Raw genomic sequence first — 13,176 nt, 5'->3', positions numbered from 1 at the left:
GATGAAAAGAGCCTACCGCGCCGCCCTCCTGCGCTTCGACGACCACGGTCGCCCCCTCTACGAGGACGACGGCCTGCTGGTCGTCGCGCCCGATGCCCAGGGCCGCCAGCGCGTGCTCGAAGCCGGCAGCCATGCGACGGTGGCGCCGCGCCACCCCGATGCGGCGGTCACGCACTGGCCCGGCCGCATGCTGGCGCCCGGCTTCATCGACATGCACATCCATTTCCCGCAGACCGACATCATCGGCGCGCCCGCCGACGGCCTGCTGCCCTGGCTGGAGAACTACACCTTCCCGGCCGAGAGCCGCTTCGCCGACCCGGCCCATTCGGCCGCGGTGGCCGAGGTCTTCTTCGACGAGCTGCTGCGCAACGGCGTGACCACGGCGCTGGCCTTCGCCACCTCGCACGTGCCCTCGGTGCAGGCCTTCTTCGCCTCGGCCCAACGCCGTCAGCTGCGCATGATCACCGGCAAGGTGCTGCAGGACCGCCACTCGCCCGACGGCGTGCGCGACGACACGGTGCAGAGCCTGGTCGACACCGAAGACCTGATCCGGCAATGGCACGGCGTCGACCGGCTGGGCTATGCGATCACGCCGCGCTTCGCGCCCACCAGCACCGATGCGCAGTTGCGCGGCGCGGGCGAACTGGCGGCGCGCTACCCCGACACCTGGGTCCATTCGCACGTGGCGGAGAACAAGGACGAGGTGAAGTGGGCGCGCGAGCTGTTCCCGCAGGCGCGCTCCTACCTCGAGGTCTACAACGGCTTCGGCCTGATGCGCGAGCGCGCGGTCTATGCCCACTGCATCCATTTCGACGATGCCGACCGGCAGCTGATGCGCGCCACCCGCACCGCCACCGCGGTGAGCCCGACCAGCAACCTGTTCCTGGGCAGCGGCTTCTTCGATTTCGAAGGCGCCGACCGCATCGGCTACCGCTACGGCCTGGCCAGCGACGTGGGCGGCGGCACCAGCTTCAGCCCCTTCACCACCATGCTGGCCGCCTACTACGTGGGCCGCGAGGGGCAGACCAAGCCCGGCATCAGCATCGCCCCTTCCGAACTCTGGTGGCGCCACACCGGCGGCGCGGCCGAGGCGCTGGGCCTGGCCGGCACCATCGGCAACCTGCAGCCGGGTTGCGAGGCGGACTTCGTGGTGATCAACCCCCAGGCCACGCCGCTGCTGGCGCGCAAGACCGGGCTGGCGCAGAACCTCGAGGAGCTGCTGTTCGCGATGATCGTGCTGGGCGACGACCGCCTGATCGAGCGGACGGTGATTTCGCAGGCACTGCCGGGCTGAGCGCGCCGGTCCGGGCGACGGGGTGCCTAGAATAGCGCCCCCTAAGGACACCCGACATGACCATCAAAAGCGACAAGTGGATCCGGCGCATGGCCGAGCAGAACGGCATGATCGAGCCCTTCGAGCCGGGCCAGGTGCGCGAGGCCGCGGGTCAGAAGATCATCAGCTACGGCACCTCGAGCTACGGCTACGACATCCGCTGCGCGCCCGAATTCAAGGTCTTCACCAACATCCACAGCACCGTGGTCGATCCGAAGAACTTCGACGAGAAGAGCTTCGTCGACATGCACGGCGACTACTGCATCATCCCGCCCAACAGCTTCGCGCTGGCGCGCACCGTCGAGTACTTCCGCATCCCGCGCAACGTGCTGACCATCTGCCTGGGCAAGAGCACCTATGCCCGCTGCGGCATCATCGTCAACGTCACGCCCTTCGAGCCCGAGTGGGAAGGCTATGTGACGCTGGAGTTCAGCAACACCACGCCGCTGCCGGCCAAGATCTATGCGGGCGAGGGCTGCGCGCAGGTGCTGTTCTTCGAGAGCGACGAGGTCTGCGAGACCAGCTACAAGGACCGCGGCGGCAAGTACCAGGGCCAGCGCGGCGTCACGCTGCCCAAAACCTGAGGCGCGGGGCCGCTTCGGTCCTACAGCCGGTCGCGCCCCGGCGCCTGTGGCTTGCAGGCACCGGCGCTGCAATATCGCTCCCGACCGCGCTGTGCCCGCGGTACCGGAGCCTCCCATGCCCAAGTCGAATGCCCTGCGCCAACCGCGTCCCTACCGCTGGCTGCTGCTCGCCGTCCTGTTCGCCGTCGTGCTGGTCCAGATCGTCTGGATGGTGTCGCTGACCCGTTCGCAGGTCGAGAAGGCCCAGCGCTTCTACGCGGCCGAACGCCAGGGCACGAGCGCAGCGAACACGCAGAGCTCGGCGACCGCCTCGCAGCGCGCCGTCGAACCGGGCGGCCTGCTCAGCGTCAGTTACGTTTCGGCCCGTTGAGCGCGTACGATCCGGGCGTCGCCGTCATCCACCGGCGAAGGAGAGCGCGATGAGATGGGAAGGCAATGAACAGTCGGACAACGTCGAAGACCGCCGCGATGGCGGCGGCGGTGGCGGTGGCTTCCCGATCGGCGGGCGCAGCGTCGGCATCGGCACGGTCGCGGTCGCGCTGATCGCGGGCTGGATCTTCGGCATCAACCCGCTCACCGTGCTGGGCCTGCTCAGCGGCAGCGGTCCGGCCCCGCAGGTGCAGCAGCAGGGCCCGGCCCACAAGCCGCCGCCCGACGACCGCGAGGCGGCCTTCGTCTCGACCGTGCTCAAGAACACCGAGGTGGTCTGGACCGCGGCCTTCCAGCAGAACGGCGGCAGCTACACCGCGCCGCGGCTGGTGCTGTTCCGCGGCGCCACGCCCACGGCCTGCGGCACCGGCCAGTCGGCCATGGGCCCCTTCTATTGCCCCGGCGACAAGAAGGTCTACATCGACCTGGGCTTCTTCGACACGCTCAAGCGCGACCTCGGGGCGCCGGGCGAGTTCGCCCAGGCCTACGTGATCGCGCACGAGGTCGGCCACCACGTGCAGGACGAACTCGGCATCACGGCCAAGGTCGACGGCATGCGCGGGCGGCTCAGCCAGGCCCAGAACAACGCGGTCAGCGTGCGGGTGGAACTGCAGGCCGACTGCTTCGCGGGCGTCTGGGCCAACCGCTCGCAGCAGTCGAAGCAGTGGCTGGACCCGGGCGACATCGAGTCGGCCATGAACGCGGCGCAGAAGATCGGCGACGACGCGCTGCAGCGCTCGGCCGGCCGCGCGGTGGTGCCCGACAGCTTCACGCACGGCACCAGCGCCCAGCGCCAGCGCTGGTTCGGCAACGGCTACAAGACCGGCAGCATGCAGGCTTGCGACACCTTCGCTGCCAAGCAGTTGTAAAGACTGTAAGCGTCGCGGTGCGTGGTTTTCGCGCCACCGGAGCGGCTTGAAAAGCCGCTTTTCCGCGTTGTCATCGCCGTTTTTTGCCGCGGTGCGACAATAGCGGGCTTCATGACAAGCTCCTTCTCCAATCTTTCGCTGGCTGAACCGCTGGCGCGCGCCGTAGCCGAAATGGGCTACGAGACCATGACGCCGATCCAGGAACAGGCCATTCCGGTGGTGCTGTCGGGTCAGGACGTGATGGGCGCCGCCCAGACCGGCACTGGCAAGACGGCCGCCTTTTCGCTGCCCCTGCTGCAGCGCATGCTCAAGCACGAGAACAGCTCCACCTCGCCCGCGCGCCATCCGGTGCGGGCGCTGGTGCTGCTGCCCACGCGCGAGCTGGCCGACCAGGTCGCCCAGCAGGTCAAGCTCTATGCCAAGTACACCAACCTGCGCTGCGCGGTGGTGTTCGGCGGCATGGACATGAAACCCCAGACGCTGGAACTGAAAAAGGGCGTCGAGGTGCTGGTCGCCACGCCAGGCCGGCTGCTGGACCACATCGAGGCCAAGAACGCGGTGCTCAACCAGGTCGAGTACGTGGTGCTCGACGAGGCCGACCGCATGCTGGACATCGGCTTCCTGCCCGACCTGCAGCGCATCCTGAGCTACCTGCCCAAGCAGCGCACCACCTTGCTGTTCTCGGCCACCTTCTCGCCCGAGATCAAGCGCCTGGCCGGCAGCTACCTGCAGGAGCCGGTCACCATCGAGGTGGCGCGCCCCAACGAAACCGCATCGACCGTCGAGCAGCGCTTCTACAGCGTGGGCGACGACGACAAGCGCCGCGCGCTCAAGCAGATCGTGCGCCAGCGCGGCATCACGCAGGCCTTCGTCTTCGTGAACAGCAAGCTGGGCTGCGCCCGGCTGGCCCGCTCGCTGGAGCGTGAAGGCCTCAAGACCACCGCGCTGCACGGCGACAAGAGCCAGGACGAACGCCTGAAGGCGCTCGAGGCCTTCAAGAAGGGCGAAGTCGACCTGCTGGTGTGCACCGACGTCGCGGCCCGTGGCCTGGACATCAAGGACGTGCCGGCGGTGTTCAACTTCGACATCCCGTTCAACGCCGAAGACTACGTGCACCGCATCGGCCGCACCGGCCGCGCCGGCGCCTCTGGCCTGGCCGTGAGCTTCGCCAGCGGCGGCAACGACGCGCGCCTGGTGGCCGACATCGAGAAGCTGATCAAGAAGCCGATCGAGCTCGAGGCCATGGAGTACGAGGAAGACCGCCCGCGCGGCCGCATCAACGACGGCCGCCGCCACTGGCGCGAGGAGGGCGAGGCCGGCGATGCACGCGACGTGCTCGACAAGCTCGACGCCCCGCGCGAGCCCCGCGGCGAAGTGCGCAGCAGCAGCCCCGCGCGCGGCCCCGCCGGCCGTCCGCACCGCTCGGCCTCGCGCGACCCCTTCTTCGACAAGCCCTACGAACCGGGCGAGCCCGACGCCACCCCCGCCTGGGAGGCCGCCGCCAAGGCCGCGCCCGCGCGCGGCATCTCGAGCAACATCAAGCCCAAGCGCAAGGTCGCGGCGCTGTTCAAGAGCGCCGAGCCGAGCTGAGGCTCAAACGAAGCGCGCAGCGCGCGCTTCGGTCACCGCCATCCACGGTGCCATCCGTATTGGGGGTGGTGCCAGCCCCAGCCATAGCGCGGGTGGTAGGCCCAGACGAATCCCACACCCGGCGACACATAGGTCGGCGCCACATAGGCCACGCCCGGCGGCGCTGCGTAGGCGGGCGCCACCGGTGCGACCACGCAGCCGGTGAGGGCCGCCGCCAGCGTGGCGGCGGACAGGGCAAGGACGGGAAGTCTGATCATGGCAAAGCTCCTGACAGGTGTTGTTGTGGGTGTCCCCCACCAACGTCCAGGCGCTTTGGCCGATGACGGATGTCGCTGCGCCGCGCGATCCTTTACCCGGCCTACATACTGTGACGGCCGCGTTGCGATGCTTTCAGGCCGCTTTCGGCGGTTGCCCGATCACGCTGAAGTGGTGCGTGCCGTCGCGCCCCAGCTGCGCCACCAGGCCGAACTCCCAGTCGAGGTAGGCCTGCATGGCTTCGGCCGGTGCGTCGGTGCCCTCGTAGGGCCGGCGGTAGCGGTCGGTGCGCGGGTTGGCCAGCCGCGCCTCGCCGCTCTCGCCCTCGAAGCCGGCGGCGAACCAGGCGGCGTTGCCGCCCGCGAGCACCACCACCTCGACCTCCTGCTGCCCGCGCGCGTCGAGCAGCGCGCGCAGGTCGGCCGCGGCATAGCGCGCGAGCAGGCTGCTGCCGCAGGTCAACACATAGCGCTGCACGGCCGGGACCACGGCCAGCGCATCCGCGAGCTGCGCGCGAATCGCCCACCAGGCGCCCGGGATGTGGCGCTTGACGTGGTTGGCGCTGGTGGTCACGTCGATCACGGCCGTGCCTGAAGGCAGCTTCAGCAGCGCCGCCAGTTCACTGGGCGTGATGTCCGCCACCACGGCGGCCACCGACGGGTAGGCGGGCGCAGGCACGGTCTTCTCGCCGAGCGCCGCGGCGTCCGGCACGCTGCTCGGCACATAGACCTCCCAACCCATCTGCGCGAGCCACGAGGCGCTCATCGCGGCGCGCACGCCGTCGTCGTCGGCCAGCACGATGCGCGCGCCGCGCACCGGCACCTGGTGGTCGGTCTCCTGCACCAGCTGGCCGCCGGGCGCGCTGGCGAAGCCCGGCAGGTGGCCGGCGGCGTATTCCTCGGGCGTGCGCACGTCGAAGCGGTAGACGGTGCGCCCGGGGGCTTCCAGCGTGTGCAGCGCGGCCAGCGCGATGCGGCGCACGCCGGCCTGGTCGGCCACGCGGCGCGCATCGGCCTGCGCCTGGGCACGCTGCGCGTCGGACAGCGGGGCGGTCGCCTGGCGGTCGGCGCCATGGTCGAGCACCTGGCCGGCCAGCTTCCAGCCGATGGTGCCGTTGCGCAGCGCCGCCACGGGGTTGGGGATGCCGGCGTTGACCAGCGACTGCGTGCCGATGATGCTGCGCGTACGGCCCGCGCAGTTGACGATCACCTGCGTCGCCGGGTCGGGCGCCAGCGCGCGCACCCGCAGCACCAGCTCGGCGCCGGGCACGCTGGTGGCCGAAGGGATGCTCATGGTCTGGTACTCGTCGAATCGGCGCGCATCGAGCACCACCACGTCGGCCTTGGCATCGACCAGCGCCTTGACCTCGGGCGCGGACAGCGAGGGCGTGTGCCGCTCGTGCTCCACCAGTTCGCCGAAGGATTTGCTCGGCACGTTGACGTCGCGGAACAGCTCGCCGCCCGCCGCGCGCCAGCCTTCGAGGCCGCCTTCGAGCCGGTGGACATTCGTGTAGCCCAGCGCGGCAAAGACCTTCGCGGCCTGGGGCGCGAGGTCGATGCCGCCGTGTTCGCCGTACAGCACGATCAGCGTATCGCGCCGCGGGATCCGGCGCCAGGCCTCGATCTCGATGCGCGACAGCGGCAGGTTGGCGGCCCACAGCGGGTGTTCCTGGGCGAAGGGGTCCTCCTCGCGCAGGTCGAGCAGCGCGATCTCGGTGTCGCGCGCGAGCAGGTGGTGGCGGACGTCGGCGGGGGTGAGCGTGGCAGTGGTCATGGAAAGGGATTGTCGATCGTTCGGCGGCGCCTCAGGCCGCGGGGCGCAGCGCGGCCTTGCCCGCGGCCAGCAGGATGGCGTCGTTCTGCGGCGTGTGGATGCGGCTGCACAGCACGTCGCGGTAGTGGCGCTCCAGCGGGTTGCGGCGGTTCAGGCCGTGGTTGCCGCACAGCTGCAGCGCGATCTCCACCGCGCGCACCGCGTCGCGCGTCACGGTGTACTTGAGCAGGCCGCTGTCGACCACGGAAGGCGCACGCCCGGCATCGACCTCGGCCGCCGCCTGGTCGAGCAGCACCCGGTTGCTGCGCAGCAGCGCGCGGATCTCGCCCACCTGTTCCTGCACCCGCGGCAGGCTGGCCAGCGGCGCGCCCAGGCTGCCGGGGGCGCGTTCGTGGAGGAAGGCCGCCAGCCAGTCGGCCGCGGCCTGCGCAATGGCGTCGTAGAGCGAGCCCAGCAGCACCACCATCCAGGCGTTCTGCGTGGCGTGGCCGTCGATGTCGGTCTGGCTGCCGGCGTCGGGTGCCCAGTCGGCCGGGGCCCGCAGGTCCACCGCATGGTCGAGCGGGATGCGCACCTTCTCGAACACCACCTCGTGGCTGCCCGAGGCACGCAGGCCCAGGTGGTCCCAGCTCTCGATCACGCGCACACCCGGCGCATCGCGCGGCACGAGGAAGGTGCCGACGCGCGGTTCGGCCTCGTCGGTGCGGCCCCAGACCGACAGCCAGCCCAGGCCCTCGATGCCGGTGGTGTAGAGCTTGTGGCCGTCGATCGTCCAGCCCTCCCCGTCGCGGCGGGCGAGGGTGCCGGGCAGGCCGCCGCGCGCGGGCGAGCCCAGCGCCGGTTCCACGCGCAGCGCGTTCACCAGCGCGCCGTGCCGCACCGCGTCCTGCAGCACGCGTTCGCGCAGGTGGCGCGGCCAGCGGCTGTCGGCGCGCGTGATCGTGCTGTGCTGCAGGTAGGTCATGGTGAGGATCAGCGCGGTCGCGGGCTCGCCGCGCGCCACCGCCGCGATCACGCGCCGTGCCGTGCCCAGCGAGGCGCCGCCGCCGCCGAGGGCCGTGGGCGCGACCAGCGCGATCAGCCCGTGCTGCTGCAGCGCGGCGAAGTTGTCGTGCGGGAAGCTGCCGTAGCGGTCGTGGTCGGCCGCGGTCGCGGCGAAGCGGGCCGTCAGTTGCGCCAGCACCACGTCGTCGGTGGCGGGCGCGGGGGGGAGGGCGGTGCGTTGCAGGGCGTGGGTGCTCATGCCTGCGACGGTAAGCGCGAGCCCCGGCCGGGCGAACAAAGTTTCGCGCATATCCAAACGCGCTTTTCCTCCTTGGGTTTGGGTCGGGCGGCGCTTACGGTCTCGGTCCTGCAACCCGCTTTGCACGTCCACGTCGAAGGAAAACCCATGAGCAGTCCCATGGAATTCATCGGCATGATCCAGGGCCAGAAGGTCTCGGAAGTCCATGCGCCCAGCGGTCCCGCGATCGACCGCGACTACGTCAAGGCCTTCGCGCAGGCGCACGAGAACGCGGGCTTCGACCGCATCCTGGTGCCGCACCATTCGACCGGTCCCGACGCGACGCTGACCGTCGCCTACGCCGCCTCGGTCACCGAGCGCATCCACTTCATGCTGGCGCACCGGCCCGGCTTCGTGTCGCCCACGCTGGCGGCGCGCCAGTTCGCCTCGCTCGACCAGTTCAGCGGCGGCCGGCTCGCGGTGCACTACATCTCGGGCGGCTCCGACGACGAGCAGAAGCGCGACGGCGACTGGCTCGACCACGACCAGCGCTATGCGCGCACCGACGAGTACCTCGAGGTGCTGCACAAGGTGTGGCAGTCCGACAAGCCCTTCGACCACGAAGGCGCGCACTACCGCTTCCAGAACGCCTTCTCGGAGGTCAAGCCGGTGCAGACGCGCCAGGGCAAGCCGCACGTGCCGGTGTACTTCGGCGGCGCATCGGCGGCGGCGATCCCGGTCGCGGGCCGGTATGCCGACGTGTACGCACTGTGGGGCGAGTCGCTGGACCAGGCGCGCGAGCTGACCACCCGCGTACGCGCCGAGGCCGCGAAGCACGGGCGCAGCGTGCGCTTCTCGGTGTCCTTCCGGCCGATCCTCGCGCAGACCGAAGCGGCGGCCTGGGCGCGCGCCGAGACCATCCTCGCCGAGACCAAACGCCTGCGCGTGGTGCAGGGCTACAACCGTGGCGGACCGCAGCAGAGCGAAGGCGCGAAGCGCCTGCTGGCCGCGGCGGCGCAGGGTTCGCGCGTCGACAAGCGGCTCTGGACCGCGGTGGCCGAGGAGATCGGCGGTCGCTCCAACAGCACCGCGCTGGTCGGCACGCCCGAGCAGGTCGCCGATGCGCTGCTCGACTACTACGACCTGGGCGTGACCACCTTCCTGATCCGCGGCTTCGACCCGCTGGAGGACGCGAGCGACTACGGGCGCGCGCTGATCCCGCGCACGCACGAGCTGGTGGCGCAGCGCATCGCTTCGGCGCGCAAGGCGGCCTGACTTTTTTCTTTCTCCCTCCCCTCCCGGGGGAGGGTTGGGGTGGGGGCCCGCGGCCTTGGATGCCGTGACGGCGCTTGATGCCGTCAAGTTCCCATCCCCGCCTTCTCCCGGAGGGGGAAGGAGCAATACCCCCCACACACGAGGAAACCCCATGAGCGCCGTTCTTTCCATCGACCGCCACGCGGCCCAGCCGCTGAAGCTCAACCCCAACCCGCAGCAGAAGTTCTGGTTCGACCCGCCGACGCCGCGCACCAGTGTCGAGGCCGAGCGCCGCCATCGGCAGGAGCGGCTGGCGGGCGCCTTCCGGCTGTTCGCGCGCTTCGGCTTCGCGCAAGGCCTGGCCGGCCACATCACCGCGCGAGACCCCGAGCTGACCGATCACTTCTGGGTCAACCCGCTGGGCATCCATTTCTCGCGCATCAAGGTGTCGGACCTGCTGCTGGTCAATGCCAAGGGCGAGACCGTGATCGGCGACCGGCCGCTCAACAAGGCGGCCTTCGCGATCCATGCGGCCATCCACGAATACAACCCCGGGATCGTCGCCGCGGCCCACACCCACTCGACCTACGGCAAGGCCTGGTCGACGCTGGGCCGCAAGCTGGACACGCTGACGCAGGACAGCTGCGTGTTCCACGGCGACGTGGCGCTGTTCGACGACTTCACCGGCATGGTGGTCGACGACAGCGAAGGCCTGCGCATCGCCAAGGCGCTGGGCAACGGCAAGGGTGCGATCCTGAAGAACCACGGCATCCTGACCGCAGGCCCGAGCGTCGAGGCCGCGGCCTGGTGGTACATCGCGTTGGACAACGCCTGCCACACGCAGCTGCTGGCCGAGGCCGCCGGCACGCCGCAGCCCATCGACGAGGCGGTGGCACGCCACACGCACGGCCAGATCGGCGGGCCCGACGGCGCGCGCCATGCCTTCGAGAGCCTCTACGAAGGGCTGGTCGAGGCCGAGCCCGAACTGCTCCTGTAAATCCAAAAGTAAACGAGGTCCCTCCAGCATGAACACATCCCTTTCACGCCGCGGCGTCCTGCGTGCCGGCGGAGCCGCCGCGGTCGTCGCATCGAGCGGCCTGCTCGCCTCGCGCGCCTGGTCGCAGCCGCGCAAGCTCACCTTCGCCTGGAACGCATCGGCCTTCTGCCTGTCGCCGGTGGTGGTGGCGCAGGAGCGCGGCTTCTTCGAGAAGAACGGCCTGCAGGTGGACCTGATCAACTACACCGGCTCGACCGACCAGCTGCTCGAGTCGCTGGCCACGGCCAAGGCCGATGCCGCGGTCGGCATGATCCACCGCTGGCTCAAGCCGCTGGAGTCGGGCTTCGACGTGAAGATCGTGGGCAGCTCGCACGGCGGCTGCGTGCGGCTGGTGGGCGTGAAGGAGGCCGGCATCACCGACCTGCAGAAGCTCAAGGGCAAGACCATCGGCGTGTCGGACATCGCGAGCCCGGGCAAGAACTTCTTCTCCATCCTGCTCAAGAAGAACGGCATCGATGCCGACAAGGACGTGGCCTGGCGCCAGTACCCGGCCGACCTGCTCGACATCGCGGTCAACAAGGGCGAGATCCAGGCGATCGCCGACGGCGACCCGACGCTCTACCTGATCGAGAAGCGCAACAAGGGCCGCTACGTCGAGCTGGCGTCGAACCTCTCGGGCGAATACAAGGACAAGGTCTGCTGCATCGTCGGCGCGCGCGGCGAGCTGGTGCGCAAGGACAAGCCCACGGTGGCGGCGCTGGTGCGCTCCATCGTGCAGGCTTCGGACTTCGTGGCCGAGAACCCCAACGAGTCGGCCAAGCTGTTCGCCAAGTACTCGCCCAAGGTGCCGGTGGAAGACCTGCAGGCGCTGCTGGGCACGCTCACGCACGGCCACCATCCGGTGGGCAAGAACCTGCGCGACGAGGTCGAGTTCTATGCGCGCGACTTCCGCTCGGTCGGCGTGCTCAAGGCCTCGACCGATCCGGTGCGACTCGCCAATCACGTGGCGGTGGATGTGCTGGCATGACGACCGCTGAGCAGGTTTTGGGGGGGCACCTCGAACGGCCCGCGCCTGTGCGAGCGCAGACCCCGCGCGCGACGGCCGTACCCGCATCCCTGCAGGACGCCGTCGTCACCGGTCTCTGGCGCACCGGCATCGTCGCGGCCATCGCCTGGCTGGCTTTCGGCGCGCTCACGCTCTACTGGCCCAACAAGGAAGTGGGCTTCAACGACTGGACCTTCACCACCGAGCTCGGCGTGGCCGCGCTGGTCGCGGGCGTGCTGCTGCTGCTGGTGGCGCTGCTCGGCGCGCACGCCGGTGCGGCCGGGCGCCGGCTGCGACCCGCGGGCCAGTGGCTGATCGCCGCGCCGCTGCTGCTGGCGCTGTGGGAGCTGCTGACGGCCAAGCTGGGCCTGCTGCCGCCGCCCTTCTTCGCGCCGCCGCAGAGCCTGATCGACGTGGCCTACGAGGACTGGGCCCGGCTCGGCCTCTCGACCGTGCATTCGCTGCGCCTGCTCGCGCACGGCTTCGTGCTGGGCGCGCTGGTCGGCTTCGGCACCGGCGTGTGGATCGGCTGGTCGCGCATCGCGGGCTACTGGGTGCACCCGGTGCTGCGCTTCCTCGGGCCGGTGCCCGCGTCGGCGCTGCTGCCGCTGGCCTTCTTCTTCGCGCCCTCGAGCTATGCCGCGGCCGTGTTCCTGGTCGGGCTCGCCACCTTCTTCCCGGTGGCGGTGCTGACCTGGTCGGGCGTGGCCTCGGTGAACAAGAGCTACTACGACGTGGCGCGCACCCTCGGTGCCTCCGAGTGGTTCCTGGTGCGGCGGGTGGCGATCCCGGCGGCGCTGCCGCAGGTGTTCGTGGGCCTGTTCATGGGCCTGGGCGCATCGTTCTCGGTGCTGGTCACGGCCGAGATGATGGGCGTCAAGGCCGGCCTGGGCTGGTACCTGCAGTGGGCCCAGGGCTGGGCCGCCTACGCCAACATGTACGCGGCGCTGGGGGTGATGGCGGTGCTGTGCTCGGGCCTGATCACGCTGCTGTTCACGGTGCGCGACCGCGCGCTGTCGTGGCAGAAGGGGACCGTCCAATGGTAGCCACCGCCACGGCCGGCGCCCACATCGACATCGAGGGCGTGAGCCACTGGTTCAAGCAGCAGGACGGCGTGCTGCAGGTGCTCGACCACATCGACCTGCGCGTGCAGCCCGGCGAGTTCGTCGCCTTGCTGGGCCCCAGCGGCTGCGGCAAGTCGACGCTGCTGCGCCTGGTGGCCGGGCTCGAACCCGCGACCGTGGGCCGCATCGCGCAGGACGGCGAGGCCATCACCCGGCCCGACCCCTCGCGCATCGTCGTGTTCCAAGACCCGACGCTCTACCCCTGGCGCAACGTCTGGGACAACGTGGCGCTGGGCCTGCAGGCGCGCGGCCTGCTCAAGACGCAGCGTGCGCGTGTCGACGATGCGCTGGCGCTGGTGGGCCTCGCCGATTTTGCGAAGAGCTTCCCGCACCAGCTCTCGGGCGGCATGGCGCAGCGCGTGGCGCTGGCGCGCGCGCTGGTCAACGACCCGCAGCTGCTGGTGCTCGACGAGCCGCTGGGCAAGCTCGATTCGCTCACCCGCATCGCGATGCAGAGCGAGCTGGTCAAGCTCTGGCAGCGCGCCGGCTTCTCGGCGCTGCTGGTGACGCACGACGTGGAGGAGGCGCTGTTCCTCGCCAAGCGCGTGATCGTGCTCAGCGACCGCCCGGCGCGCATCGTGGCCGAGCTGGTGGTCGACCTGCCGTACCCGCGGCACCGCAACCATCCGCGGCTGGTCGAGCTGCGGCACGAGGCGCTGCGGCATCTCGGACTGGACGCGACATGGTGAGCCGAGCGACGG

Annotated in this window: 13 protein-coding genes; 10 read left to right on the top strand and 3 right to left on the bottom strand. The window is 70.3% G+C overall.

Going from position 1 to position 13,176, the window contains the following annotated elements; translation table 11 throughout:
- Position 1 precedes the first annotated feature (1 nt).
- From guaD to A9977_RS06430, 5 genes are all read left to right on the top strand, one after another.
- Positions 2 to 1,294, top strand: a complete 1,293-nt coding sequence (gene guaD / locus A9977_RS06450; protein ID WP_183024043.1) for a guanine deaminase — start codon at positions 2 to 4, stop codon at positions 1,292 to 1,294.
- A 56-nt stretch (positions 1,295 to 1,350) separates the two neighbouring features.
- On the top strand, positions 1,351 to 1,917 hold the full coding sequence (dcd, locus tag A9977_RS06445; RefSeq protein WP_183024042.1) for a dCTP deaminase: 567 nt from the start codon (positions 1,351 to 1,353) through the stop codon (positions 1,915 to 1,917).
- A gap of 115 nt (positions 1,918 to 2,032) precedes the next feature.
- Positions 2,033 to 2,287, top strand: a complete 255-nt coding sequence (locus A9977_RS06440; RefSeq protein ID WP_183024041.1) for a hypothetical protein — start codon at positions 2,033 to 2,035, stop codon at positions 2,285 to 2,287.
- A 49-nt stretch (positions 2,288 to 2,336) separates the two neighbouring features.
- Positions 2,337 to 3,215: a neutral zinc metallopeptidase gene (locus A9977_RS06435; RefSeq protein ID WP_183024040.1), complete on the top strand. Its 879-nt coding sequence runs from the start codon at positions 2,337 to 2,339 to the stop codon at positions 3,213 to 3,215.
- 111 nt (positions 3,216 to 3,326) lie between these two features.
- On the top strand, positions 3,327 to 4,805 hold the full coding sequence (locus tag A9977_RS06430) for a DEAD/DEAH box helicase (RefSeq protein WP_183024039.1): 1,479 nt from the start codon (positions 3,327 to 3,329) through the stop codon (positions 4,803 to 4,805).
- 32 nt (positions 4,806 to 4,837) lie between these two features.
- Here A9977_RS06430 and A9977_RS06425 read toward each other — a convergent pair whose 3' ends face one another.
- The 3 genes from A9977_RS06425 to A9977_RS06415 all read right to left on the bottom strand — a co-directional run bounded on the left by A9977_RS06425 (position 4,838) and on the right by A9977_RS06415 (position 8,076).
- Positions 4,838 to 5,059, bottom strand: a complete 222-nt coding sequence (locus A9977_RS06425) for a hypothetical protein (RefSeq protein ID WP_183024146.1) — start codon at positions 5,057 to 5,059, stop codon at positions 4,838 to 4,840.
- 136 nt (positions 5,060 to 5,195) lie between these two features.
- Positions 5,196 to 6,833, bottom strand: coding sequence for a rhodanese-related sulfurtransferase (locus A9977_RS06420; protein WP_183024038.1), 1,638 nt, complete (start codon positions 6,831 to 6,833; stop codon positions 5,196 to 5,198).
- Between the two features lie 31 nt (positions 6,834 to 6,864).
- A complete protein-coding gene (locus tag A9977_RS06415; protein ID WP_183024037.1) occupies positions 6,865 to 8,076 on the bottom strand; it encodes an acyl-CoA dehydrogenase family protein in 1,212 nt (403 codons plus the stop codon).
- 147 nt (positions 8,077 to 8,223) lie between these two features.
- Here A9977_RS06415 and A9977_RS06410 point away from each other — a divergent pair, with 147 nt between their 5' ends.
- The 5 genes from A9977_RS06410 (at position 8,224) to A9977_RS06390 (ending at position 13,164) form a co-directional block, all read left to right on the top strand.
- Complete coding sequence (locus A9977_RS06410) at positions 8,224 to 9,330, top strand: LLM class flavin-dependent oxidoreductase (RefSeq protein WP_183024036.1); 1,107 nt, start codon at positions 8,224 to 8,226, stop codon at positions 9,328 to 9,330.
- Positions 9,331 to 9,481: 151 nt separating this feature from the next.
- Positions 9,482 to 10,306 carry a class II aldolase/adducin family protein gene (locus A9977_RS06405; protein WP_183024035.1) on the top strand — a complete coding sequence of 275 codons (825 nt, stop codon included), beginning with the start codon at positions 9,482 to 9,484 and terminating at the stop codon, positions 10,304 to 10,306.
- A 28-nt stretch (positions 10,307 to 10,334) separates the two neighbouring features.
- Positions 10,335 to 11,333 (top strand): ABC transporter substrate-binding protein, encoded by a 999-nt coding sequence (locus A9977_RS06400; protein ID WP_183024034.1) that lies wholly within the window; start codon positions 10,335 to 10,337, stop codon positions 11,331 to 11,333.
- Positions 11,330 to 12,397 carry an ABC transporter permease gene (locus A9977_RS06395; RefSeq protein WP_183024033.1) on the top strand — a complete coding sequence of 356 codons (1,068 nt, stop codon included), beginning with the start codon at positions 11,330 to 11,332 and terminating at the stop codon, positions 12,395 to 12,397. Before A9977_RS06400 ends, A9977_RS06395 begins: the two co-directional genes overlap by 4 nt.
- On the top strand, positions 12,391 to 13,164 hold the full coding sequence (locus A9977_RS06390) for an ABC transporter ATP-binding protein (protein WP_183024032.1): 774 nt from the start codon (positions 12,391 to 12,393) through the stop codon (positions 13,162 to 13,164). Before A9977_RS06395 ends, A9977_RS06390 begins: the two co-directional genes overlap by 7 nt.
- Positions 13,165 to 13,176 lie beyond the last annotated feature (12 nt).

This window comes from Variovorax sp. UMC13, from assembly GCF_014170375.1.
Taxonomy (GTDB): Bacteria; Pseudomonadota; Gammaproteobacteria; order Burkholderiales; family Burkholderiaceae_C; genus Variovorax.
Note: the sequence above shows the minus strand (reverse complement) of the source record. Positions and strands in the feature narration are given on the sequence as shown.

Bases quoted from the DNA above. Each gene is read 5' to 3' on its own strand.
- A9977_RS06440 (WP_183024041.1), top strand. From the start codon at position 2,033: ATGCCCAAGTCGAATGCCCTGCGCCAACCGCGTCCCTACCGCTGGCTG.
- A9977_RS06405 (WP_183024035.1), top strand. From the start codon at position 9,482: ATGAGCGCCGTTCTTTCCATCGACCGCCACGCGGCCCAGCCGCTGAAG.
- A9977_RS06395 (WP_183024033.1), top strand. From the start codon at position 11,330: ATGACGACCGCTGAGCAGGTTTTGGGGGGGCACCTCGAACGGCCCGCG.
- A9977_RS06410 (WP_183024036.1), top strand. From the start codon at position 8,224: ATGAGCAGTCCCATGGAATTCATCGGCATGATCCAGGGCCAGAAGGTC.
- A9977_RS06415 (WP_183024037.1), bottom strand. From the start codon at position 8,076: ATGAGCACCCACGCCCTGCAACGCACCGCCCTCCCCCCCGCGCCCGCC.
- A9977_RS06420 (WP_183024038.1), bottom strand. From the start codon at position 6,833: ATGACCACTGCCACGCTCACCCCCGCCGACGTCCGCCACCACCTGCTC.
- guaD (WP_183024043.1), top strand. From the start codon at position 2: ATGAAAAGAGCCTACCGCGCCGCCCTCCTGCGCTTCGACGACCACGGT.
- A9977_RS06430 (WP_183024039.1), top strand. From the start codon at position 3,327: ATGACAAGCTCCTTCTCCAATCTTTCGCTGGCTGAACCGCTGGCGCGC.
- A9977_RS06400 (WP_183024034.1), top strand. From the start codon at position 10,335: ATGAACACATCCCTTTCACGCCGCGGCGTCCTGCGTGCCGGCGGAGCC.
- dcd (WP_183024042.1), top strand. From the start codon at position 1,351: ATGACCATCAAAAGCGACAAGTGGATCCGGCGCATGGCCGAGCAGAAC.
- A9977_RS06390 (WP_183024032.1), top strand. From the start codon at position 12,391: ATGGTAGCCACCGCCACGGCCGGCGCCCACATCGACATCGAGGGCGTG.
- A9977_RS06435 (WP_183024040.1), top strand. From the start codon at position 2,337: ATGAGATGGGAAGGCAATGAACAGTCGGACAACGTCGAAGACCGCCGC.